We start from the raw sequence: 23,311 nt of genomic DNA on the forward strand, positions 1-23,311 counted from the left end.
GCGCCGACGATCCCGCGTAGGATCGCTGGGTGATCCGCCTCTCCGAGCTCTTCTTCACCACGCTTCGCGAGGACCCGGCCGAGGCCGAGGTCGCGAGCCACCGGCTGCTGCTGCGCGCGGGCTACATCCGGCGCGCCGGGGCGGGCCTGTACTCGTGGCTGCCGCTCGGCCTGCGCGTGCGGCGCAACATCGAGCGCATCATCCGCGAGGAGATGGAGGCCGCGGGCGCGCAGGAGGTGCTCTTCCCGGGCCTGCTGCCGCGCGAGCCGTACGAGCGCACCGGTCGCTGGACCGAGTACGGCGACAACATCTTCCGGCTCCAGGATCGCAAGGGCGCCGACCACCTGCTCGCGCCGACGCACGAGGAGGTCTTCACGCTGCTCGTGCAGGACCTCGTCTCGAGCTACAAGTCGCTGCCGCTCACGATCTTCCAGATCCAGGACAAGTACCGCGACGAGGCCCGGCCCCGCGCGGGCCTGCTGCGCGCGCGAGAGTTCACGATGAAGGACGCGTACTCGTTCGACGTCGACGACGCGGGGCTCGAGGCGAGCTACCAGCGCCAGCGCGACGCGTACGAGCGCATCTTCGCGCGCCTCGGGCTCGAGTACGTCATCGTCTCGGCCGACGCCGGTGCGATGGGCGGCTCGAAGTCGGAGGAGTTCCTGCACCCCACGCCCGTCGGCGAGGACACCATCGTGCGCTCCGCGGGCGGCTACGCCGCGAACGTCGAGGCGTTCGAGACGCTCGCACCCGAGCCGCAGCCGACCGAGGGCCTGCCCGAGGCACTCGTGCGCGACACCCCCGACACGCCCACGATCGAGACGCTCGTCGCCGACGCCAACGCGCGCTTCCCGCGCGAGGACGGCCGCGCGTGGACGGCCGCCGACACGCTCAAGAACGTCGTGCTGCGGCTGACGCACCTCGACGGCTCGAAGGAGCTCGTCGTCGTCGCCGTGCCCGGCGACCGCGACGTGGACGAGAAGCGCGTCGAGGTCGCCTTCCAGCCCGCCGAGGTCTCGGCGGCGGACGACGACGACTTCAAGGCCAACCCGGGCCTCGTGAAGGGCTACATCGGCCCGTGGTCGCCCTCGGGCGCCGTGCTGGGGGAGGAGGGTGCCACGGGCATCCGCTACCTCCTCGACAAGCGGGTCGTCGACGGCTCGAGCTGGATCACCGGCGCGAACGAGCCCGGCAAGCACGTCTTCGGGCTCGTCGCCGGGCGCGACTTCGTCGGCGACGGCTGGGTCGAGGCGGCGAGCGTGCGCGAGGGCGACCCCGCCCCGGATGGGTCGGGTCCCGTCACGCTCGAGCGCGGCATGGAGATCGGCCACGTCTTCCAGCTCGGCCGCAAGTACGCCGAGGCGCTCGGCCTCAAGGTGCTCGACCAGAACGGGAAGCTCGTCACGGTGACGATGGGCTCGTACGGCATCGGCGTCACCCGCAACCTCGCCGCGATCGTCGAGAAGTCGCGCGACGAGCGCGGCATCGTCTGGCCGCGCGAGGTCGCGCCGTTCGACGTGCACGTCGTCGCGACCGGCCGCGACGCGGGCGTGTTCGAGATCGCCGAGCGCGTCGTCGCGAGCCTCGAGTCGCGCGGCCTCGAGGTGCTCTACGACGACCGCCCGAAGGTCTCGCCGGGCGTGAAGTTCGGCGACGCCGAGATCATCGGCGTGCCGCAGATCGTGGTCGTCGGCCGCGACGCGCCCGAGGGCCTCGTCGAGGTGTGGGACCGCGCGACGGGCGAGCGGCAGCAGGCCCGGATCGACGAGCTCGAGGCGGCGCTCGGCCGCTGAGCGTCAGCCGCGGGCGTCGCCCGCGGAGCCGCGTCCCTCGGTCGTCGGGACGGCATCCCACGTGCCGGTGACCGACTGGACGTCGCGCCACTCCTCGACGCCGCGCAGCTCCGGGAGCATGTCGCGCGTGAACACCGGGTCGGTGCCCGCGCGGCGCTGCTCGTCGAAGTTCTTGAGCAACTTGAAGGCGACGCCCGAGAGCAGGCCGATCGCGACGAGGTTGACGATCGCCATGATGCCCATGAGCAGGTCGGCGGTGTTCCACACCGTCGCGGTCGCGACGACCGAGCCCGCGAGCACCGCGACGACCGCGAGCACGCGGTAGGTCGTGAGCACGGCGCGGCTCTCGGTGATGAACTCGATGTTCGACTCGCCGTAGTAGTAGTTGCCGATGATCGACGAGAACGCGAGCAGGAACACGATGACCGAGAGGGCGATGCCGGCCCACGCGCCGAGCTCGCCCGTGACCGCTTGGAACGTCAGGTCGATGCCGCCCTCAGCTCCCGCGAGGTCGGGGGTCGACACGAGGATGATGAACGCGGTGATCGAGCAGACGAGGAACGTGTCGAAGTAGACGCCGAGCGTCTGCACGAGGCCCTGCTTCGCCGGGTGGGTGACGGCGGCCGAGGCGCCGGCGTTCGGCGCCGAGCCGAGGCCCGCCTCGTTCGAGAACATGCCGCGCTTGACGCCCTGCATGATGATCGTGCCGATCGCGCCGCCCGCGACCTGCTGGAAGCCGAACGCTCCCGCGTAGATCTCGCCGAGCACGCGCGGCACCTCGGTGATGTTCATCGCGACGATGACGAGCCCGAGCACGAGGTAGAGCAGCGCCATCGCCGGCACGAGCGACTGCGTCACCTTCGCGATGCGGCGCACGCCGCCGAAGACGATGAGGCCCGTGAGCACCGCGACGACCGCGCCGATCGCCCAGGGCAGCCACGCCGCATCCGTGCCGACGGTCGAGGTGACCGTCGCGACGATCGTGTTCGCCTGCAGCGACGAGAACGCGAAGGGGAAGCAGACGATGAGGATGATCGCGAAGAGGATGCCCATCCAGCGCGCGCCGAGGCCGCGCTGCATGTAGTACGCCGGCCCGCCGCGGAACCCGTCGGCGTCGCGGTGCTTGTAGAGCTGGGCGAGCGTCGACTCGATGAACGAGGAGGCGCCGCCGACGAAGGCCATCGTCCACATCCAGAACACCGCGCCCGGGCCGCCGATCGCGATCGCGGTCGCGACGCCCGCGATGTTGCCGACGCCCACGCGGCTCGCGGCCGAGATCGTGAACGCCTGGAACGACGACACCGACTGCGTGCTGCCGTCCCGCGCGAGCGGCGTCCGGTCGGTCAGCACCCGGAGCATGGCCGGGAAGAGCCGCAGCTGCACGACGCCCGAGCGGATCGTGAAGTAGACGCCGAGCAGGGCGAGCACGGGCAGGACGATCCACGTCCACCAGAAGTCGCCGGCCGTGAGGATCGCCTCGTCGAGAGCTGCCATGCCGCCGAGCATAGGAGGGCCGCCCTGCGAGCCGGCCGGGCGGTAGACTGCTGGGTCGGCATCGCATGCCGGATGAGTCGTGACCCAAGGAGCCCACAAGTGAAGATCGATCTGACCGTGCTGAAGACCGTCGAGCGCGAGCGGGAGATCTCCTCGGACGAGCTGATCCGCATCATCGAGCAGGCCATCCTGCAGGCGCACGTCCGCTCGGGTGAGCACAAGCCCGACCCGAGCGCGCCGCAGCCGCGCGTCGAGGTCGACCGCCGCACGGGCGAGGTGACCCTCTTCGAGCCGGAGCTCGACGAGGACGGCAACCGCATCGGCGAGTCGGTCGCGACGACCGACGACTTCAGCCGCATCGCCGCGACCGCCGCGAAGCAGGTCATCTTCCAGGCCCTGCGCGACAAGAGCGACGAGTCGGTGCTCGGCGCCTACAAGGATCGCGAGGGCGACATCATCGCCGGCGTCGTGCAGCAGGGCACGAACCCGCGCATGGTGCACGTCAAGCTCGGCGACGACATGGAGGCGCTGCTGCCGCCCGAGGAGCAGGTGCCGGGCGCCGAGTACAAGCACGGCCAGCGCCTGCGCGTGTTCATCACGAAGGTCGAGCGCGGCCCGCGCGGCCCGCAGGTGACCGTGAGCCGCACCCACCCGTCGCTCGTGCGCCGGCTGTTCGCGCTCGAGGTGCCCGAGATCGCCTCGGGCGCCGTCGAGATCGTCGCGATCGCGCGCGAGGCGGGCCACCGCACGAAGATCGCCGTGCGCGCGACGCAGCCGGGCATCAACGCGAAGGGCGCGTGCATCGGCGAGCTCGGCGCGCGCGTGCGGGCCGTCCAGGCCGAGCTCGGCGACGAGAAGATCGACATCGTCGACTACTCCGACGACCTGCCGGCGTTCGTCGCGAGCGCGCTGAGCCCGGCACGGGTGTCGGATGCGTTCATGCTCGACGCGAAGACGAAGGCCGTGCGGGCGCTCGTGCCCGACTTCCAGCTCTCGCTTGCGATCGGCCGCGAGGGGCAGAACGCCCGGCTCGCCGCGAAGCTCACCGGGGCGAAGATCGACATCCAGCCCGATTCCGTGATGGACGAGGACTGAGATCGCTCCAGCGCCCGGGCGTGTCGTCCTGTAGAGTGGAACCCATCCGAACGTGCCTCGGCTGTCGCGCGCGCACCGAACCCGCACAACTCGTGCGGATCGCTGCGCCGGGCGGCACCGCGGTCGTCGACGAGGGTCGACGGCTTCCGGGCCGGGGCGCGTGGGTGCATCCGACGCAGCAGTGCGCGGAGCGCGCGATCCGCTCGCTCCCGCGGGCACTGCGCCAGCGGCACCTCGATACCTCGCCCATCGCACGGTGGGCGGACGGGCTCGCCTGAGCCCTGAACGAAGGAATGAACGGCACATGGACAACTGATGAGCGGCTCGAAATGAGACCCGTCAGCGATTGACGTCCGCCCTGTCCTGGGCGGACCAGGACAGGAGAGAAGTGGCAAACCCACGCGTTCACGAGATCGCCGCCGAGATCGGCGTCGAGAGCAAGGTCGCTCTGGCCAAGCTCAAGGAGATGGGCGAGTTCGTCAAGGGACCCGCCTCGGCGATCGCACCGCCGGTCGCCCGCAAGCTCAAGGCCGCCCTCGAGGCGGACGGCGTCGCCGCGCCCGCGGCCGCGCAGGAGAAGCCGGCGGCGAAGGCCCCGGCGAAGTCGGCCGCCAAGCCCGGCGCCGCGAAGCCGGCCGCCGCGAAGGCGACCCCCGCGGCACCCGCCGCACCGTCGGCGACCCCCGCTGCGCCCGCCGCTGCACCGGCAGCCGAGGCTCCGCAGGCCGCGCCCGCGCGCCCCGCCGAGGCCCCGGCCGCTCCGGCGACCCCCGAGAAGCCCGCTGATGGCGGCGCCGCGGCGCCCACGCCCAACGCGATCCCGCGCCCGATGGGCCGCCCGGGCGCCCCGCGCCCCGGCAACAACCCCTTCGCGTCGAGCCAGGGCATGGGCCGTCCGCGCGGCGGCAACAACCCGTTCACGAGCAAGCAGGGCGCGGCCGGTCCGCGCCCGGCGGCGCCGCGCCCCGGCGCCCCGCGCCCGGGTGCGCCGCGCCCCGGCTCGCCCCGCCCCGGCGCCCCGCGCCCCGGCGGCGGTCGCGCCGGCGGTCCGGGTCGTCCCGGCGGCTTCCAGCGCCCCGGCGCTCCCGCTCCCGGTGCTCCGGGCCGCGGCGGCCCCGCGTTCGCGGGCCGTCCCGGCGGCGGTGGCCGCGGTCGCGGCGGCACGGCCGGCGCGTTCGGCAAGGGCGGCGCCAAGGGCAAGTCGCGCAAGTCGAAGCGCACGAAGCGGCTCGAGTTCGAGATGCGCGAGGCGCCGTCGATCGGCGGCGTCAAGGTCCGGCGCGGCGAGGGCGAGACGGTGCGCATGCGCCGCGGCGCATCCATCGCCGACTTCGCCGAGAAGATCGACGCGATGCCCGGCGACCTCGTCACCGTGCTGTTCCACCTCGGCGAGATGGCGACGGCGACGGAGTCGCTCGACGAGACGACCTTCGAGCTGCTGGGCGCCGAGCTGGGCTACAAGATCCAGATCGTCAGCCCCGAGGACGAGGACAAGGAGCTCCTCGAGTCGTTCGACATCGACATCGAGCAGGAGCTCGAGGACGAGACCGATGAGGACCTCGAGTACCGCTCGCCCGTCGTGACCGTCATGGGCCACGTCGACCACGGCAAGACGCGACTGCTCGACGCGATCCGCGGCGCCAACGTCATCGACGGCGAGGCCGGCGGCATCACGCAGCACATCGGCGCCTACCAGGTCTGGCAGGAGCACGAGGGCGAGGACCGCGCGCTCACCTTCATCGACACCCCGGGCCACGAGGCGTTCACCGCCATGCGTGCCCGCGGTGCGCAGGTGACCGACATCGCGATCCTCGTGGTCGCGGCGGACGACGGCATCATGCCGCAGACGATCGAGGCGCTGAACCACGCCCAGGCGGCGAACGTGCCGATCGTGGTCGCGGTCAACAAGGTCGACAAGCCCGAGGCGAACCCGGCGAAGGTGCGCCAGCAGCTCACCGAGTACGGCCTCGTCACCGAGGAGTACGGCGGCGACACGATGTTCGTCGACGTCTCGGCGCTCGCGCGCACCGGCATCGAGGACCTCCTCGAGGCCGTGCTGCTCACGGCGGATGCGGGCCTCGACCTGCGTGCGAACCCCAACAAGGAGGCGCGCGGCGTCGCCATCGAGGCGAAGCTCGACAAGGGCCGCGGCTCGGTCGCGACCGTGCTCATCCAGTCGGGGACGCTCCGCGTCGGCGACGCGATCGTCGCGGGCACCGCCTACGGCCGCGTGCGCGCCATGGTCGACGACCGCGGCGAGCTCGTGCAGGAGGCCGGTCCCTCGATGCCCGTGCAGGTGCAGGGCCTCTCGAGCGTCCCGCGCGCCGGCGACACCTTCATCGTCACCGAGGAGGACCGCACGGCTCGGCAGATCGCCGAGAAGCGCGAGGCCGTCGAGCGCAACGCGCAGCTGGCGAAGGCCCGCAAGCGCCTCTCGCTCGAGGACTTCAAGCTCGCGATGGAGCAGGGCAAGGTCGAGACGCTCAACCTCATCATCAAGGGCGACGTGTCGGGTGCCGTGGAGGCGCTCGAGGAGTCGCTCATGAAGATCGAGATCGACGACACGGTCGACCTGCGCATCATCCACCGCGGTGTCGGCGCGATCACCGAGTCGGACGTCAACCTCGCGACCGTCGACTCGGCCGTCATCATCGGCTTCAACGTCCGCCCGGACACGAAGGCCCGCGAGCGCGCCGCCCGAGAGGGTGTCGACGTGCGGTTCTACAACGTGATCTACGCGGCGATCGAGGACGTCGAGAACTCGCTCAAGGGCATGCTCAAGCCCGAGTTCGAGGAGGTCCAGTCGGGTGTCGCCGAGATCCGCGAGGTGTTCCGCTCCTCGAAGTTCGGCAACATCGCGGGCTGCATCGTCCGCTCCGGCACGATCACCCGCAACGCCAAGGCCCGCGTCATCCGCGACGGCGTCGTGCTCGCCGATGGCCTCGCCATCGAGTCGCTGCGCCGCTTCAAGGACGACGTGACCGAGGTCCGCACCGACTTCGAGTGCGGCATCGGGCTCGGCCGGTTCAACGACATCCAGATCGGCGACGAGATCGAGACGATCGAGATGGTCGAGAAGCCGCGCGTCTGACGCGCAGTACGGTGTGGGGCGGCTGCTGGCCGCCCCACACTCGTCTCAACAGGAGGAACCCATGGCAGAGAACCCCCGGGCGAGGAAGATCGCCGACCGCATCCGCGAGATCACCGTGCGCGCCCTCGAGCGCGAGGTGCGCGACCCGCGGCTCGGCTTCGTCACGATCACGGATGTGCGGGTGACGGGCGACCTGCAGCACGCGTCGATCTTCTACACGGTGTACGGCACCGACGAGGAGCGCGACGAGACGGCCAAGGCGCTCTCGAGCGCGAAGGGCGTCGTGCGGCGCGAGATCGGCAAGGGCCTCTCGCTGCGCCTCACGCCGTCGATCGAGTTCCACCTCGACGCGCTGCCCGAGAGCGCGGCGTCGATCGAGCACCTGCTCGACGAGGCGCGCCAGCGCGACCTCGCCGCGCACCGGGCGGCGGAGGCGGCGCAGTACGCTGGCGACGCCGACCCGTACCGCAAGCCGAAGGACGCGGACGACGACGAGACGGCCGCGAGCTGAGCTCCTCCGCCGGCTGAGCCACGACTCGCTCAGCCGGCGGCGGCCTCGGCGAAGCGCAGGCTGCGCGTCGCGAGGTCTGCCTCCGTCAGCCGCGCGCGGATGCGCTCGCCGGGCGACGCATCCGTCTCGCACATCGCCTCGGTGGGCGGATCGATGAGCTGGATCGTCGCGCCCTCCTTGCGCGCCTGGACGACCACCGCGTCGAACTCCTCGCCGATGCGGTGTCTGAGCACCGCGATCTCGACCGCGTCGACCGACGCCCGCTCGAGCGCTCCCGCGATCCGGCTCGACTCCTGCATGATCTCGGGGAGCCCCTCGAGGCCCCGGGTCGCCCACGCGGGCACCTCGCGCCCGTTCGCGATCGCCTCGCAGTGCGCGAGCACGAAGCGGTCGACGAGCCGCCGCAGTGGCGCCGTCGCGTGCGCGTACGGGGCGCCGATCGCCGCCTGCACCCACTCCGACGCATCCGACGCGTCCGCCGCCTCGTCGACGACGCGGTACGACGCGCCGCGGAACAGCCGCCGCGCGGCCTGCAGGATCGCGAGCGTCGACGGCTCCGAGCGGTCGAGCCGCCGCAGGAAGTCGCCGTAGTGCTCGTCCTCGCGCCATGGCTCGCCGATCGCGGCGACCTCCGCCCGGAAGGCGCGTACGTCCGCCTCGGGCGGGCGCGGCATCGTCCGGAGGATCCCCGCGCCCGCGCCGAGCATGAGGCGCGCGGCCTCCATGCCGGTCATGAGCGAGAGCTGCGCGTTCCAGCGCTCGACGGGCAGCAGCTCGCGGCGCACGAGGCGGTAGTCGTCGCCGTCGCGCTCGATCTCCTCCTCGGGCATGTCGAGGCTCGCGCCGCCCCGCTCGGCCTCGAGCGCGATCCGCAGCTCGCCGACCTCGCGCAGCAGCGCGAGCATCGCGTCGCCCTCCTCGAGCAGCCGCTGCGCCTCGGCGTAGCTGCGCTGCGCGCGCGAGCGCACCCGCGCGCGCTCGAGACCGACGCGCACGGCGCGACCCGCCGCATCCAGCCCGAACGACCACACGTACGCGCCGCGCACCTCGCCCGCGAGCAGGCTCGCGGCGCCCTCGCTCACGACCGCGGGGTGCAGCGGCACGCGGCCGTCGGGCGCGTACATCGTCTGGCCGCGGCGGCGCGCCTCGGCGTCGATCGCGCCGCCCGGCTCGGCGAACGCGGCGACGTCGGCGATCGCGTAGTGCACGCGGTAGCCGTCGCCGTCGCGCTCGAGGTGCAGCGCCTGGTCGAGATCGGTCGAGCCCTCGGGGTCGATCGTGATGAAGGGGATGCCGGTGCGGTCGGCGTCCGGCAGCCGCGGAGCGGCCGCGAACGCCTCGGCCTCGGCGATCGCGGCGGGCGGGAAGGCCGCGTCGAGCCCGAGCTCGACGCGGATCGCCTCGAGGGCGGCGGCGAGGTCGTCGCTCGGAGCGGTGACGCGCTGGTGTCGAGCCGGCATGCCGCTCAACCTACCGAGCGCACCCGAGCGTCAGTCGGGCAGCCGCACGGCATCGGCCTCGCGCACGATGAGGCCGTCGGCGGCGAGCGAGGCGAGCGCGCGCTCGAGCTGCTCGGCGTCGTGCCAGCGCGCGTGCAGCTCGGCGGGGGAGAGCGGCACGTCGACCGCCCGCAGCGCGCGCAGCACCGTGCCGCGCGCCTGCCGGTCGCTGCCCTCGAACCGCGCTTGCCGCCGCGCGCGCTTGCCCTCGAACGGCGGGTAGCCCGCGGCCCGCCACGCGCACGCGTCGGCGATCGGGCACTCGTCGCAGCGCGGGGCGCGGGCGGTGCAGACGAGGGCGCCGAGCTCCATGAGCGCGATGGAGACGACGGATGCGTCGGCGCGGCCCTCGGGCAGCAGCGCCTCGACGTCGGCGAGGTCGCGCTTGGCTGCGGGCCCCGCCTCGCCGCGGCCGTGCACGGCGCGCGCGACGACGCGGCGCACGTTCGTGTCGACCACGGGATGCCGGTCGCCGAAGTGGAAGACGGCGACCGCGCGCGCCGTGTAGTCGCCGACGCCCGGCAGGGCGAGGAGCGACGGCACGTCGCGCGGCACCTCGCCGCCGTGCCGCTCGACGATCGCGCGCGCGGTGTCCTGCAGCCGCAGCGCGCGGCGCGGGTAGCCGAGCGTGCCCCACTGCCGGAGCACCTCGTGGGTCGGCGCGTCGGCGAGGTCGGCGGGCGTCGGCCAGCGCGCGAGCCAGCGGTCGATCTCGACCGCGACGCGCGCCGCTTGCGTCTGCTGCAGCATGACCTCGCTCACGAGCGTGCCCCACGCGTCGAAGTCGGGGCGCCGCCACGGCAGGTCGCGCGCGCTCGAGCGGTACCAGTCCGCGAGCGCGGTCGTGGAGCGGTCGCCGAGCATCCCGCCAGCGTAGACGCGCGACCGGGCCCCGGCCCGGCAGACCGCCTCGATAGCGTCGAGGCATGACCCACGCCGAGCAGATGCCGCCCGCCCGACCGCCGCAGCCGCATCCGTCGCAGCCGACGCCCGCCGGCGGGCCGATCCCCACGGCCGCCTGGCCCGCGCCCCCGGCGTGGCACGAGCCTGCCGTCGACGTCGCGGCCGCCGCGACGGCCGCCCGGGGCCGCAGCCTCGCGCCCGACCTCGCGCGCGGGCTCATGCTGCTGCTCATCGCGCTCGCGAACGTGCCGTGGCTGCTCCACGGCCGCGAGCAGGGGCTCTCGAGCGCGCACCAGCTCGGCCACGACGGTGCCGACCTCGGCTACCAGCTCCTCTCGCTCGTCGTGATCGACGGGCGCGCCTACCCGCTGTTCGCGTTCCTGTTCGGCTACGGCATCTGGCAGCTCTACAGCCGGCAGTCGGCGGCCGGCACGCCGTGGCGCGAGGCGCGGCGCATCCTGCAGCGGCGGCACGCGTGGATGGTCGCGATCGGCGCGGTGCACGCGCTGCTGCTGTGGTTCGGCGACATCGTCGGCGCCTACGGGCTCACGGGGCTCGTCGTCGTCGCGCTGCTGCTGCGCCGCTCCGACCGCGTGCTGCGCATCGTCGCGTGGGTGCTCGCGGGCCTGCTCGCGCTCTTCGCGGCGATGAGCCTCGCGGGCGGACTGCTGCTCGGCACGGGCATCGCCGGCGACCTCTCCTCCCTGGCGGGCGGCGGTCTCGCGACGCCCGCGGGCGAGCCGAGCTACCCGTGGTTCGCGCTCCAGAGCCTGGGGCTGTGGCTCCTCGCGACGCCCGGGCAGCTGCTCGCGCTCACCGTGCCGCTCGCGGTCGTGCTCGGGATGCTCGCCGCTCGCCGCGGCCTGCTCGACCGCCCGCGCGACCACCGGCGGACGCTCGTGGGCATCGCGGTGGTCGGCATCGCGATCGGCTGGGCCGGCGGCGCGCTCGCCGCGGCGCAGTTCGCCGGACTCGTGCTCGACCCGGCGCTCTCGTGGGGCACGATGGGCGTCTCGAGCCTCGCGGGCGTCGCGGGCGGCATCGGCTACGCGGCGCTCTTCGCGCTCGCCGCGGCGGCGATCGGCGAGCGGCGCGGCATCGTCGTGCGCGCGCTCGCGGCGGTCGGCAAGCGCTCGCTCTCGAGCTACCTGCTGCAGTCGGTGCTGCTCGTGCCGACGCTCGCGGCGTGGGGATTCGGGCTCGGCTCGACGCTCACGCCGCTCGCCGCGGCCGGCGTCGCGGTGGCCGCGTGGCTCGTGAGCGTCGCCGTCGCGCTCGTGCTCGACGCGCGCGGCACGCGCGGGCCCGCCGAGGCGCTGCTGCGGCGCCTCGCCTACGGCTCGCGGCCCGTCGCCCCGCCGACGCCCGTCGCGTGAGCGCCTAGGCTGACGCCATGATCGACCGCTCGCTGCTCATGCAGGCCGCCTCCTGGACGCCCGAGCAGAAGGCGCTCTACACCGACCTCGTCGACCAGCTGCTGCGCCGCAACCCCCGCGGCCGCCGGCTCTTCGCCGTCGAGGGGCGCGACGGGGTCGGCAAGACGCGCTTCGCGGATGCGCTCCAGGTCGCGTTCGCGCGCGCGGGCGTCGAGGCGTTCCGCGCGAGCGCCGACGACTTCCACCGACCGCAGGCGTTCCGCTACCGGCAGGGGCGCGACTCGCCGAAGGGCTACTACGAGGACGCGTTCGACGTCGAGCTGCTCGACCGCGTGCTGCTGCACCCGTTCCGGATGGGCGGGTCGACGGGCTTCGTGACGCGCGCCTTCGACCTCCACGCCGACCGCAGCGTCGAGATGGAGTGGGAGACCGCCGGGCCCGACGTCGTGCTCGTCGTCGACGGCGTCTTCCTGCAGCGGCCGGCGCTCGCGGGCAAGTGGCACGCGGTCGTCTACCTCGACGCCGACGAGCGCACGAGGGGAGAGCGGATGCGCGCTCGGGACGGCGCGCACCCCGACCTGCGCCACGAGTCGCACCGCCGCTACCGCGAGGCCCACGACCTCTACGAGCGGGCCGTGGACCCGCGCCGGAAGGCGGCGTTCATCGTCGAGAACAGCGACTGGCGCCGCCCCGTGCAGGTGTTCGCCGACTCCTGCTGACTAGGCGAGCTGCCGCACGACCGACGCCGGCAGGAAGCGGCCAGAGCGCTCGACCTCGTGCACGAGCTCCACGAGCGCCGCGTTGACCGGCGCCTCGCGACCGGCGCGCGCCGCCGCCTCCACGACCGCGCCGTTGATCATGTCGACCTCGGTCGGCTGCCCGCGCCGGATCGACTGCTGCGTCGAGCCGAGGTTCGGCACCTCGCCCATCCGTGCCCGGATGCGCAGCGGCACCTGCTGCGCGACGCGGTGCGGTGCCCATGCGAGCAGCCGCACGAGCAGGGGCGAGAGCCTCTGCATCGGCTGGAAGCGCACGCCGCTCGCGAGGCCGACCCGCGCGCACTCGCGCATCGAGGCGACCATCACGCGCCGCAGCCCCGGGTCGCCGATCACGTCCTGCACCGGGTGCCCGACGATCGCGGGGATCGCGTTGACCATGTTGATGAGCAGCTTCGTCCACTGCGAGCCCTCGAGGTCGGCCGTCCGCTCGATCGGCATCACCTCGCCGAGCAGCGCCGCGAAGCGCTCGCCCTCGGCGCCGCCGACGATCGTCGGGTTCGCGGCCGTGACCGTCACGACGCCGGGCTCGAGCGAGTTCGCGGCGATGAGCGAGAGCGCGCCCGCGACGCGCTCGTGCCCGAGCAGCCGCCCGGCCGTGCGCTCGCCGTAGAGGCCGTTCTGCGCCACGAGCAGCGGCACGTCGGCGAGCTGCCCGCGGTTCGCCTCGAGCGCGTCCGCGGTGCCGGTCGCCTTGACGGCGAGGATCGCGACGTCGGGCACCTCCTCGAGCCGCTCGAGCGCCGTCACGGCGGCGGTGTGCGTGCCGAAGCCGCCGCGCAGCCGCAGCCCGTGCTCGCGCATCGCCTCGAGGTTCGCGCCCCGCGCCGTGACGGTGACGTCGTGCCCCGCGGCCTGCAGCAGCGCCGCCATGGTGCCGCCGATCGCGCCGGCGCCGATGACGGCGACGCGCTGCCGGGGCGCCCGCTCCGCTTCGCTCGCCATGCTGGGAGGCTACCGGCCGATCCGGCCGCGACCGGCGGCCAGGAGCTGACCGGGACGAGCGTCTACACTCGCCTGGTGCCCTCCGACACCGACGCCCCCGACGGCATCCTGCTCGTCGACAAGCCGCAGGGCATCACGAGCCACACCGCCGTGAGCCGCGCGCGGCGGGCCCTCGGCACCCGCAAGGTCGGCCACGCGGGCACGCTCGACCCGATGGCGACGGGCCTGCTCATCCTCGGCGTCGGCCCCTCGACACGGCTGCTGACGCACATCGTCGGGCTCGACAAGACCTACACCGCCACGATCGCGCTCGGCGCGACGACGACGACCGACGACGCCGAGGGCGACGAGACGACGACGGCGGATGCGTCCCACCTGACGCGCGACGACCTCACAGCACCGATGGCGGCCCTCACTGGCGAGATCGAGCAGGTGCCCTCCTCGGTGAGCGCGATCAAGGTCGACGGCGAGCGCGCCTACGCGCGCGTCCGCGCGGGGGAGGAGGTCGAGCTCGCCGCCCGGCCCGTGACGGTCTCGCGCTTCGAGGTGCTCGGATTCCGGCCCGGCGTGCGCGCCGAGGTCGACGTCGTCGTCGACTGCTCGAGCGGCACCTACATCCGCGCGCTCGCGCGCGACCTCGGCGCGGCGCTCGGCGTCGGCGGGCACCTCACCGCGCTCCGCCGCTCGCGCATCGGCCCGTTCGACGTCGAGGGCGCGCCGCTCGCCGACGCGCTGCCCGACGGCGCTCGCGCGCTGCTGGAGCCGCCCGCCCGCGCCGCCTCCCGCATCCTGCCCGTCGCCCTGCTCGACGACGAGCGCGCGGCGAACCTCGCCCACGGCCGCCGCACGATCGCCCTCGAGGGGGAGCGCGGCCTCGTCGCGGCCGTGCACGGCGACCGGCTCGTCGGCATCGCCCGCGCCGAGGGGCGACGGCTGCTGCCCGTGACGAACTTCCCGACCGGGGGCGCCTCGTGATCAGCTGGCTCATGCTCGCGCAGGCGATCGCCTTCGGCGTCATCGGCGCGATCGTCGCGGTCGTGGGGCTCATGAAGCGCCCGTTCAACGACTTCGTGCTCGGCGCCGCGGCGTTCACGCTGCTCGCGCTCGTCGTGCAGGCGATCGCGTCGATCATCGCGCCGTTCACGGGCGCGGGCCCGACGGGCGACCTGCTCGAGTACTGGACGTACCTGCTCACCGCGCTCGTCATCCCGCCCGGCGCGGTGCTGTGGGCGCTCGTCGACAAGAAGGGGCAGTGGTCGACGCTCATCGTCGGCATCGGCATCCTCGCGTGCGCGGTGATGGTCTACCGCATGCACCAGATCTGGTTCGTGCAGATCGCCTGACCGCCGCCGCGGCGGGGCGGCCACCGCGAGATCGCTAGACTCGACCGAGTGAATGAGCGCAAGCACGCCGGCATCGGCCGAGTCCTGATCGCGGTGTACGCGGTGCTCGCGATGGCCGCGACGGGCCGCTCCTTCGTGCAGATCGTGCAGCGCTTCGACGAGGCCCCGCTCGCGTACTCGCTGAGCGCCGTCGCCGCCGTCGTCTACATCGTCGCGACCGTCGCGCTCGCGAGCCCGAGGGATGCGTGGCGTCGCGTCGCGCTCGCGGCCGTCTGCTTCGAGCTCGTCGGCGTGCTCGTCGTCGGCACGCTCTCGCTCGTCGCGCCGGAGCTCTTCGCGCACGACTCCGTCTGGAGCTACTTCGGCATGGGCTACCTCTTCATCCCCGCCGTGCTGCCGTTCCTCGGCCTGTGGTGGCTGCGCGCGAGCAGCGAGCGGGTGGCCGCGTGAGCGACCTCGCCGAGCGCGGGCTCGGCTGGGTCGAGCAGCTCGAGGCGGCGCCGAGCGCCATCACGATCGGCAAGTTCGACGGCGTGCACATCGGCCACCGGCGCATCCTGCAGCAGCTCCGCGCGATCGCCGACGCCGAGGGCCTCGTGACGACCGTCGTCACCTTCGACCGCAACCCGCTCGAGGTCGTGCGGCCCGACCGCGCGCCCCTGCCGCTCGTCTCGTTGCGGCACAAGGTCGAGCTGCTGCGCGACGCCGGCGCCGACCGCGTGGTCGTCATCCCGTTCACGGCCGAGACCGCCGCGCAGCCGGCGGAGGAGTTCTCGCAGCGCGTGCTCTTCGAGGGGCTCGGCGCCCGCGTGCTGCTCGTCGGCGACGACTTCCGCTTCGGGCACCGGGGCGCGGGCGACGCGGCGATGCTGCGCGCGCACGCCGAGCCGCGCGGCGCGCGCGTCGAGTCGATCGACGACATCTGCTTCGCCGACGGCCGCCGCGTCTCGTCGACCTGGATCCGCGAGGCGCTCGGCCTCGGCCGCATCCAGGAGGCGAACGCGATGCTCGGCCGCCGGCACCTGCTGCGCGGCGACGTCGTGCGCGGCTTCCAGCGCGGCCGCGCGCTCGGCTACCCGACCGCCAACCTCGGCTCGCCCGTCGAGGGCTTCGTGCCCGCCGACGGCGTCTACGCCGCGATCGCGCGCGTCGACGCGGGCGCCTTCCCCGCGGCGGTCTCGATCGGCGACAACCCGACGTTCGACGGCGTCGCCGCGAAGACCGTCGAGGCGTACCTCCTCGACGTCGACCTCGACCTCTACGACCGGCCGATCGAGCTCGAGCTCATCGACTTCGTGCGCCCGATGCACCGCTTCGAGAGCCTCGACGAGCTCGTCGCGCAGATGGGCCGGGACGTCGAGCGCACGCGCGAGCTCGTCGCGGCCGCGTCCGCCTGACCGACGGGTCCGCCGCGCCGCACCGGGGCGGGGCACCGGTCGGTAGACTGCCGTGACCCATCCGCCGCCCCGATCCGCGGGAGCGGCCCGGCCAGGGCAAGAAGGAACAGCGTGACATCGACCAGCGCAGCGCTCGCGCCCGCAGAGCGCGCCGTCCAGCTGCTCGGCAGCGACCTCTCCGAGGTCGCCCTCCGGCGGCACCTCGAGGGGCTGCCCGCGGTCGACGCGGTCGGCCTCGAGGCCCGCGCGGCGCGCTTCGGCACCCGCTCGATCAAGACGTCGTCGAAGGCCCAGGCCCTCGACCTCGCGATCCGCATGATCGACCTCACGACCCTGCAGGGCGCCGACACGCGCGGCAAGGTCCGCTCGCTCGTCGCGAAGGCGCTCGTGCCCGACGCGAACGACCCCTCGACGCCCCGGCCCGCCGCCGTCTGCGTCTACGGCGACATGGTCGGCCACGCCGTCGAGGCGCTCGGCTCGGCGTGGAGCGCCGGCAAGGACGACGGCATCAACGTCGCCGCCGTCGCGACCGCGTTCCCCGCGGGCCGCGCGAGCATCGAGGTCAAGCTGCAGGACACCCGCGACGCCGTCGCCGCGGGCGCCGACGAGATCGACATGGTCATCGACCGGGGCGCGTTCCTCGAGGGCAACTACGGCAAGGTCTTCGACGAGATCGTGCTGACGAAGGAGGCGTGCCGCCGCGCGGACGGCTCGTACGCGCACCTCAAGGTCATCCTCGAGACCGGCGAGCTCCACACCTACGACAACGTGCGCCGCGCCTCGTGGCTCTCGATCCTCGCGGGCGGCGACTTCATCAAGACCTCGACCGGCAAGGTGCAGCCCGCGGCGACGCTGCCCGTCACGCTACTCATGCTGCAGGTCGTGCGCGACTGGGAGCGGCTCACGGGGGAGCGCATCGGCGTGAAGCCCGCGGGCGGCATCTCGACCGCGAAGGATGCGATCAAGCACCTCGTCGCGGTCGCCGAGACGTGCGGCGAGGCGTGGCTCGACCCGAAGCTCTACCGCTTCGGCGCCTCGAGCCTGCTCAACGACGTGCTGCTGCAGCGCCAGAAGCTCACCACCGGCCGCTACTCCGGCCCCGACTACGTCACGATCGACTGAAGGCACCATGGCATTCCTCGACTACGCGCCGGCTCCCGAGTCGACGTCCATCCTCTCGCTGCGGGAGGACTACCGCCTCTGGATCGGCGGCGAGTGGGTGACGGGCGGCGGCGAGCCGTTCGCCTCCGTCTCCCCGAGCACCGAGCAGCAGATCGCGACCTTCGCGTACGCCGACGAGGGCGATGTGGATGCGGCGGTGCGCGCCGCGCGCGCGGCCTTCCGCGACGTGTGGGGACCGATGTCGGGCCGCGACCGCGGCAAGTTCCTCTTCCGCATCGCGCGCATCCTGCAGGAGCGCGCCCGCGAGCTCGCGGTCGCCGAGTCGCTCGACAACGGCAAGCCGATCCGCGAGACGCGCGACGCCGACATCCCGCTCGTCGCCCAGTGGTTCTTCCACTGCGCCGGCTGGGCCGACAAGCTCGACCACCTCGGGCTCGGCGCCGCGCCGCGGCCGCACGGCGTCGCCGCGCAGGTCATCCCGTGGAACTTCCCGCTGCTGATGCTCGCGTGGAAGGTCGCGCCCGCGCTCGCGGCGGGCAACACCGTCGTGCTCAAGCCCGCCGAGACGACCCCGCTCACGGCGATGCTCTTCGCCGAGGTGTGCGAGCAGGCCGGGCTCCCGGCGGGCGTCGTCAACCTCGTGACGGGCGACGGCGCGACGGGCGCGGCGCTCGTGCGCCACCCCGATGTCGACAAGGTCGCCTTCACGGGCTCGACCGCGGTGGGCCGCGAGATCGCGAAGGCGCTCGCGGGCACCGACAAGAAGCTCACGCTCGAGCTCGGCGGCAAGGGCGCGAACATCGTCTTCGACGACGCCCCGCTCGACCAGGCGATCGAGGGCATCGTCGACGGCATCTTCTTCAACCAGGGGCAGGTCTGCTGCGCCGGCAGCCGGCTGCTCGTGCAGGAGAACGTGCACGACGCGGTGATGGACCGGCTGAAGGAGCGCATGGCGACGCTCCGCGTCGGCGACCCGCTCGACAAGAACACCGACGTCGGCGCGATCAACTCGAGCGAGCAGCTCGAGCGCATCACGCGGCTCGTCGACCGCGGCGTCGCCGAGGGCGGCGAGGCGTGGAGCCCCGCGTGCGAGCTGCCGCAGGAGGGCTACTGGTTCGCGCCCACCGTCATCACGGGCGTCGAGGCGTCGTCGACGATCGCGCGCGAGGAGATCTTCGGCCCGGTGCTCTCGGTGCTCACGTTCCGCACGCCCGACGAGGCGATCGCGAAGGCCAACAACACGCCCTACGGCCTCTCGGCCGGCATCTGGAGCGACAAGGGCTCGCGCGTGCTCGCGATCGCCGACAAGCTCCGAGCGGGCGTCGTGTGGACGAACACGTTCAACAAGTTCGACCCGGCGAGCCCCTTCGGCGGCTACAAGGAGTCGGGCTACGGCCGCGAGGGCGGCGTGCAGGGCATGCAGGCGTACCTGAAGGCAGGCGAGCGATGACCACGACCACGAAGACCACCACGCGCCTCGACGTCCCGAAGACCTACAAGCTCTTCATCGGCGGCGCCTTCCCGCGCAGCGAGTCGGGCCGCGTGACCGAGGTGCGCGACGGCGAGGGCCGCTTTGTCGCGAACGTCGCGAAGGCGTCCCGCAAGGATGCGCGCGAGGCCGTGCGCGCGGCCCGCAAGGCCCAGCCGGGCTGGGCGGGCGCGACCGCGTACAACCGCGGCCAGGTGCTCTACCGCGTCGCCGAGGTGCTCGAGGGCCGCAAGGCGCAGTTCGTCGACGAGCTGCAGCGCACCGAGGGCCTCTCGGCCGCGCGCGCTCGCGCGCAGGTCGAGGAGGCGATCGACCTGTGGGTGTGGCACGCCGGCTGGACCGACAAGATCGCCCAGGTCGCGGGCTCCGCGAACCCCGTCGCGGGCCCCTACTTCAACATCTCGGTGCCGGAGCCGACGGGCGTCGTCGCGATCGTCGCGCCGCAGTCGCAAGGGCTGCTCGGCCTCACGTCGGTCGTCGCGCCCGCGCTCGTGATGGGCAACGCGGTCGTCGTCATCCCCGCCGCGTCGTCGCCGCTCGTGGCGATCTCGCTCGCCGAGGTGCTCGCGACGAGCGACCTGCCCGGCGGCGTCGTGAACGTGCTCACCGGTGACCCCGCCGAGCTCGCGCCGTGGCTCGCGAGCCACGCCGACGTCAACGCGCTCGACCTCACGGGCGCAGGCGACCTCGACTGGGTCGCGCTCGAGGTCGCGGCGGCCGACACGCTCAAGCGCGTCATCCGCCCCGAGCCGGGCATCGCGCCCGAGACGCCGCAGCGCATCCTCGCCCTGACGGAGACGAAGACCGTCTGGCACACCAAGTCGCGCATGTAGCGGCGGGCATGTCGGGGTCCCACGGGCACAGCCCCGGTGTCGGCGGCAGTGCCGATGGCAGTGCCGCGGTCGGTTCGCGCCGGCTCGCGGTCGCGTTCGGCATCACGGCGGCGCTCTTCGCCGCGCAGGTCGTGGGCTCGATCGTCACCGGCTCGCTCGCGCTGCTCGTCGACACCGTGCACATGCTCACCGACGTCGCGGGGCTCGGCGTCGCGCTCGGCGCGCAGCGGCTCGTGCAAGCCGCCCCGAGCGGGCGCCGCACGTGGGGCCTCGTGCGCGTCGAGGTGCTCGCCGCGGCGGCGCAAGCGGCGGCGCTGCTCATCGTCGCGCTCGTCGTGGTCGTCGAGGGCGTGCGGCGCATCGCCGAGCCGACCGAGGTGCCGGGGCCGCTGCTGCTCGCCTTCGGCGCAATCGGCCTCGCGGGCAACCTCGTCGCGCTCGCGGTGCTCGCGGGCGGCCGCGGCTCGAGCCTCAACCTGCGGGCGGCGTTCCTCGAGGTCGTGAACGACGCGATCGGCTCGGTCGCGGTGATCGCGGCGGCGGTCGCGATCTGGCTGTGGGGCTTCCAGCAGGCCGACCTCATCGCGAGCGCGCTCGTGGCGGTGCTCATCGTGCCGCGCTCGCTCGCCCTCCTGCGCGACAGCGGCCGGATCCTGCTCGAGTCGACGCCGCAGGAGCTCGACCTCGACGACGTGCGCGCGCACCTCATGGAGGTCGAGCACGTCATCTCCGTGCACGACCTGCACGCCTCGACGCTCGGCACGGGACTGCACCAGCTCACGGCGCACGTCGTGGTGGAGGAGTCGTGCTTCGCCGACGGCCACGCGCCGCGAGTGCTCGATGCGCTGCAGGAGTGCGCGGCCGAGCACTTCCCGCTCTCGCTCGAGCACGCCACCTTCCAGCTCGAGCCGCCCGGCCACGCCGACCACGAGCCGCACCTCCACGCCTGAGCGCCGTCGCGGCTGGGTGGTACCGATGTGCCGCTCGGCGAGGGCGCGAGCGACCCTCTGGTACCGCCGTCGCGGCTGGGTGGTACCGATGTGCCGCTCGGCGAGGCTGCGAGCGACCATCTGGTACCACCCTCGCACGTGGCGCAGCGGCGCGGAGAGCCTGCCGTGCGTCAGCGGATGGCGCTCGCGAAGTCGACCCACCGCATCCGCGGGGCGACGCCCTCGGCCGCCGCCGCGAGCCGCTCGTCGTCCGTGACGAGCGCGTCGGCCTGGAGCGAGGCGACCGCGAGCAGCTCCGCCGCGCCGATCTCCGCCCAGTCGAGCCGCGCGGCGATGCGCCACGCGACCGAGCGCGAGACGCGGTCGCCGAGCAGCCGCACCTTGAGCGCCGCGACCGCCTCGAGCTGCGCGCGCCCCTCCGCCTCGTCGAGGGCGCCCGCGCGCACCTCGTCGTAGAGCAGCTGCATCGCCTGCGAGCGCAGCGCCCCGGTGCTCACGAGGGAGTGCTCGCCGACGTCGACCCGCTCGCGCACGATCCGCAGGGCCGTCGGCGCGTCGATCGCGAAGCGGGTCATCAGCAGCTCGACTCGAGGAGGTCGGCGTACCAGCGGCAGCCGGCGAGCCACGTGTCGACGCGGATGCGCTCGTCGCGCGCGTGCAGCGTGAGCCGCTCCTCGCGCGTCATCTCGAAGGGCGCGAAGCGGTAGACGCGGTCGGTGATGCGGTGCGCGTGGCGGCTGTCGGTGCCGCCGAGCATGACGTACGGCACGGTCTGCACGTCGGGCCGCGCCCTCGCGATCGCCGCCTCGATCGCGTCCCAGCCGGGGCCGGCGGACGGGCTCTCGGGGCTCGGCCCGTGCCCGTGCAGCACCTCGAGCTCGACGCGTGGGTCGGCGATCGCGCGCCGCACGTGCTCGAGCGTCTCGTCGACCGAGGAGCCGAGCGCGATGCGCGCGTTCACGACCGCGGTCGCCTCCTCCGCGAGCGCGTTCGGCGCCGCCGCGCCCTGCAGCTGCGTCACGACCGCCGTCGTCGCGAGCATCGCCCGCGTCTCGTCGCCGCGCGCGAGGATCCGCTCGACGAGCGGCCGAGCCCGCCGCACGCGCCGCAGCACCGCGCCCTGCGCGCCCGGCGCATCCGCCCCGAGCAGCTCGAGCATGCGCAGCGCCGGCTCGGGCAGCGAGCGGGGGAAGGGGGAGCGGTCGAGCCGCCGGATCGCCCGCGCGAGCCGCGACGTCGCCGGCAGCCGCGGCGGCGTCGACGCGTGCCCGCCCACCTGGGCCACGCGCACCCGGATGTTCGCGAAGCCCTTCTCGGCCACCCCGACGACCGCGACGTCGCGCGAGAGCCCCGCGATGGGCGGCTCGATGATCGCGCCGCCCTCGTCGAGCGCCCACGCGGGCCGCACGCCGCGCGCGTCGAGCTCCGCGATCGCGGAGGCCGCGCCCGAGCCCATCGTCTCCTCGTCGTGCCCGAAGACGAGCCACACGTCGCGCTCGGGCGCGAAGCCGGCCGCGAGCAGCGCCTCGACGCCCACGCAGATGGCGACGAGCGAGCCCTTGTCGTCGAGGGTGCCGCGCCCCCACACGTGCGTGCCGTCGCGGTGGCCGGAGTAGGGCGGATGCGTCCAGCCGGCCTCGGGGGCGGGCACGACGTCCTGGTGGGCCATGAGGAGCGCCGGGCGGCCCTCGCCGCGGCCCGGCCAGCGCGCGAGGATCGTGTCGCCGACGAGCTCGACCTCGAGCGCGGCGAAGAGCCGCGGGAATCGCTCCTCGAGCGCGGCCCGGAAGGCCGGCAGCTGCTCGGGTCGCTCGGTCGGCACGCGCACGAGCGCGATGAGGTGGTCGACGGCGTCCTCGGCGATCAGCACGTCGGCAGGCTATCGTCGCGAGCGATGGAGCTGCGGGAGCCAGACGAGCTGCTGGCGGCGCTGCGCGACTCGGGGAGCGTCTTCCCCGAGCGCGAGCTCGCCGAGCTGCAGCGCGCCGCGAGGATCGACGACCCGTGGATGATCGAGATGATGGTCGAGCGCCGCACGCTCGGCGAGCCGATCGAGCACATCGTCGGCAGCGCGCGCTTCGCCGAGCTGCGCATCGCCGTGCACCAGGGGGTCTTCGTGCCGCGCCGGCGCACCGAGCTGCTCGCGACGCTCGCCGCCGACCTGCTGCGCGAGGCCGCCGAGCGCGAGCCGCGAGCGCCGCGACTGCTCGACCTCGGCTGCGGCTCGGGCGCGATCGCGGCGCTCGCGATGCACCGGGTGCCGGGCGTCGAGGTCGTCGCGATCGACGCCGACGCGGATGCGGTCGCCTGCGCTCGCGAGAACCTGCCGGGCGCGCTCGTCCTCCGTGCCGACTCGCTCGACGGCCTCGACGCATCCGCGCCCTTCGACGTCATCGCCGCGAACCTGCCCTACGTGCCCACCGCCCACCTCGTGCACCTCCCGCGCGAGGCGGCGGAGTTCGAGCCGCTGCTCGCGCTCGACGGCGGCGTCGACGGCCTCGACCCGCTCGCCGAGCACGCGCCCGCGATGGTGCGGCTCCTCGCGCCCGGCGGCATCGCGCTCGTGGAGCTCGCGCCGCTCCAGGTCGAGGCGGCCGCCGACCTCGTCGCGGCGGCGGGCTTCCGCGACTCGGCCGTGCGCGCCGACGACGAGCTCGGCGCGACCGTGCTCGTCGCGACCCGCTGACCGCGCCG

22 protein-coding genes are annotated in these 23,311 nt (G+C 73.9%); 16 read left to right on the plus strand and 6 right to left on the minus strand.

From position 1 onward, the window contains the following. Nucleotides 1-29: 29 nt before the first annotated feature. Nucleotides 30-1,793: a proline--tRNA ligase gene (locus tag L332_RS25720; protein WP_021011194.1), complete on the plus strand. Its 1,764-nt coding sequence runs from the start codon at nucleotides 30-32 to the stop codon at nucleotides 1,791-1,793. Between the two features lie 3 nt (nucleotides 1,794-1,796). On the opposite strand, the gene L332_RS25725 is transcribed toward L332_RS25720, so the two are convergent. Continuing rightward, on the minus strand, nucleotides 1,797-3,287 hold the full coding sequence (locus L332_RS25725; protein WP_021065077.1) for an alanine/glycine:cation symporter family protein: 1,491 nt from the start codon (nucleotides 3,285-3,287) through the stop codon (nucleotides 1,797-1,799). A gap of 99 nt (nucleotides 3,288-3,386) precedes the next feature. Between L332_RS25725 and nusA the strand changes: the two genes are divergently transcribed. From nusA to rbfA, 4 genes are all read left to right on the plus strand, one after another. Next, complete coding sequence (gene nusA, locus L332_RS25730) at nucleotides 3,387-4,382, plus strand: transcription termination factor NusA (protein WP_021011196.1); 996 nt, start codon at nucleotides 3,387-3,389, stop codon at nucleotides 4,380-4,382. 35 nt (nucleotides 4,383-4,417) lie between these two features. After that, nucleotides 4,418-4,660: a YlxR family protein gene (locus L332_RS0115515; RefSeq protein ID WP_021011197.1), complete on the plus strand. Its 243-nt coding sequence runs from the start codon at nucleotides 4,418-4,420 to the stop codon at nucleotides 4,658-4,660. A gap of 110 nt (nucleotides 4,661-4,770) precedes the next feature. After that, nucleotides 4,771-7,473: a translation initiation factor IF-2 gene (gene infB, locus L332_RS25735; RefSeq protein ID WP_021011198.1), complete on the plus strand. Its 2,703-nt coding sequence runs from the start codon at nucleotides 4,771-4,773 to the stop codon at nucleotides 7,471-7,473. A gap of 61 nt (nucleotides 7,474-7,534) precedes the next feature. Then, the gene (gene rbfA / locus L332_RS25740; protein ID WP_021011199.1) at nucleotides 7,535-7,984 is read left to right on the plus strand and encodes a 30S ribosome-binding factor RbfA; all 450 of its coding nucleotides are present in this window, start codon (nucleotides 7,535-7,537) and stop codon (nucleotides 7,982-7,984) included. Nucleotides 7,985-8,013: 29 nt separating this feature from the next. On the opposite strand, the gene L332_RS25745 is transcribed toward rbfA, so the two are convergent. Together L332_RS25745 and L332_RS25750 are read right to left on the minus strand one after the other, a co-directional pair. Further along, nucleotides 8,014-9,444, minus strand: a complete 1,431-nt coding sequence (locus L332_RS25745; RefSeq protein WP_021011200.1) for an RNB domain-containing ribonuclease — start codon at nucleotides 9,442-9,444, stop codon at nucleotides 8,014-8,016. Nucleotides 9,445-9,474: 30 nt separating this feature from the next. Next, nucleotides 9,475-10,347 (minus strand): HhH-GPD family protein, encoded by an 873-nt coding sequence (locus tag L332_RS25750; RefSeq protein ID WP_021011201.1) that lies wholly within the window; start codon nucleotides 10,345-10,347, stop codon nucleotides 9,475-9,477. 62 nt (nucleotides 10,348-10,409) lie between these two features. Here L332_RS25750 and L332_RS25755 point away from each other — a divergent pair, with 62 nt between their 5' ends. Further along, complete coding sequence (locus L332_RS25755) at nucleotides 10,410-11,762, plus strand: DUF418 domain-containing protein (protein ID WP_021011202.1); 1,353 nt, start codon at nucleotides 10,410-10,412, stop codon at nucleotides 11,760-11,762. A 17-nt stretch (nucleotides 11,763-11,779) separates the two neighbouring features. Then, nucleotides 11,780-12,481, plus strand: a complete 702-nt coding sequence (locus L332_RS25760) for a nucleoside/nucleotide kinase family protein (protein WP_021011203.1) — start codon at nucleotides 11,780-11,782, stop codon at nucleotides 12,479-12,481. On the opposite strand, the gene L332_RS25765 is transcribed toward L332_RS25760, so the two are convergent. Beyond that, complete coding sequence (locus L332_RS25765; protein ID WP_021011204.1) at nucleotides 12,482-13,483, minus strand: ketopantoate reductase family protein; 1,002 nt, start codon at nucleotides 13,481-13,483, stop codon at nucleotides 12,482-12,484. 75 nt (nucleotides 13,484-13,558) lie between these two features. Here L332_RS25765 and truB point away from each other — a divergent pair, with 75 nt between their 5' ends. The 8 genes from truB (at nucleotide 13,559) to L332_RS25805 (ending at nucleotide 20,617) form a co-directional block, all read left to right on the plus strand. Then, nucleotides 13,559-14,458, plus strand: coding sequence for a tRNA pseudouridine(55) synthase TruB (gene truB, locus L332_RS25770; RefSeq protein WP_021065079.1), 900 nt, complete (start codon nucleotides 13,559-13,561; stop codon nucleotides 14,456-14,458). Beyond that, nucleotides 14,455-14,826 carry a hypothetical protein gene (locus tag L332_RS25775; RefSeq protein WP_021011206.1) on the plus strand — a complete coding sequence of 124 codons (372 nt, stop codon included), beginning with the start codon at nucleotides 14,455-14,457 and terminating at the stop codon, nucleotides 14,824-14,826. The genes truB and L332_RS25775 overlap by 4 nt, the downstream gene beginning before the upstream one ends. Before the next feature lie 111 nt (nucleotides 14,827-14,937). Further along, on the plus strand, nucleotides 14,938-15,276 hold the full coding sequence (locus L332_RS25780) for a hypothetical protein (protein ID WP_235045094.1): 339 nt from the start codon (nucleotides 14,938-14,940) through the stop codon (nucleotides 15,274-15,276). Further along, nucleotides 15,273-16,223: a bifunctional riboflavin kinase/FAD synthetase gene (locus tag L332_RS25785; RefSeq protein ID WP_021011208.1), complete on the plus strand. Its 951-nt coding sequence runs from the start codon at nucleotides 15,273-15,275 to the stop codon at nucleotides 16,221-16,223. Before L332_RS25780 ends, L332_RS25785 begins: the two co-directional genes overlap by 4 nt. A gap of 111 nt (nucleotides 16,224-16,334) precedes the next feature. After that, on the plus strand, nucleotides 16,335-17,345 hold the full coding sequence (gene deoC, locus L332_RS25790) for a deoxyribose-phosphate aldolase (protein WP_021011209.1): 1,011 nt from the start codon (nucleotides 16,335-16,337) through the stop codon (nucleotides 17,343-17,345). Between the two features lie 7 nt (nucleotides 17,346-17,352). Continuing rightward, nucleotides 17,353-18,795, plus strand: a complete 1,443-nt coding sequence (locus L332_RS25795; RefSeq protein ID WP_021011210.1) for an aldehyde dehydrogenase family protein — start codon at nucleotides 17,353-17,355, stop codon at nucleotides 18,793-18,795. Continuing rightward, a complete protein-coding gene (locus L332_RS25800; protein WP_021011211.1) occupies nucleotides 18,792-19,667 on the plus strand; it encodes an aldehyde dehydrogenase family protein in 876 nt (291 codons plus the stop codon). Before L332_RS25795 ends, L332_RS25800 begins: the two co-directional genes overlap by 4 nt. An 8-nt stretch (nucleotides 19,668-19,675) precedes the next feature. Further along, entirely contained in the window at nucleotides 19,676-20,617 is a 942-nt protein-coding gene (locus L332_RS25805) for a cation diffusion facilitator family transporter (RefSeq protein ID WP_021011212.1), read from the plus strand. Nucleotides 20,618-20,787: 170 nt separating this feature from the next. Here L332_RS25805 and L332_RS25810 read toward each other — a convergent pair whose 3' ends face one another. Together L332_RS25810 and L332_RS25815 are read right to left on the minus strand one after the other, a co-directional pair. Beyond that, complete coding sequence (locus L332_RS25810) at nucleotides 20,788-21,192, minus strand: hypothetical protein (RefSeq protein ID WP_021011213.1); 405 nt, start codon at nucleotides 21,190-21,192, stop codon at nucleotides 20,788-20,790. Continuing rightward, on the minus strand, nucleotides 21,192-22,487 hold the full coding sequence (locus L332_RS25815) for a M20/M25/M40 family metallo-hydrolase (protein WP_021011214.1): 1,296 nt from the start codon (nucleotides 22,485-22,487) through the stop codon (nucleotides 21,192-21,194). The genes L332_RS25810 and L332_RS25815 overlap by 1 nt, the downstream gene beginning before the upstream one ends. Before the next feature lie 24 nt (nucleotides 22,488-22,511). Here L332_RS25815 and L332_RS25820 point away from each other — a divergent pair, with 24 nt between their 5' ends. Further along, nucleotides 22,512-23,303 (plus strand): N5-glutamine methyltransferase family protein, encoded by a 792-nt coding sequence (locus L332_RS25820; RefSeq protein ID WP_021011215.1) that lies wholly within the window; start codon nucleotides 22,512-22,514, stop codon nucleotides 23,301-23,303. Nucleotides 23,304-23,311 lie beyond the last annotated feature (8 nt).

The organism is Agrococcus pavilionensis RW1 (assembly GCF_000400485.1).
GTDB lineage: Bacteria > Actinomycetota > Actinomycetes > Actinomycetales > Microbacteriaceae > Agrococcus > Agrococcus pavilionensis.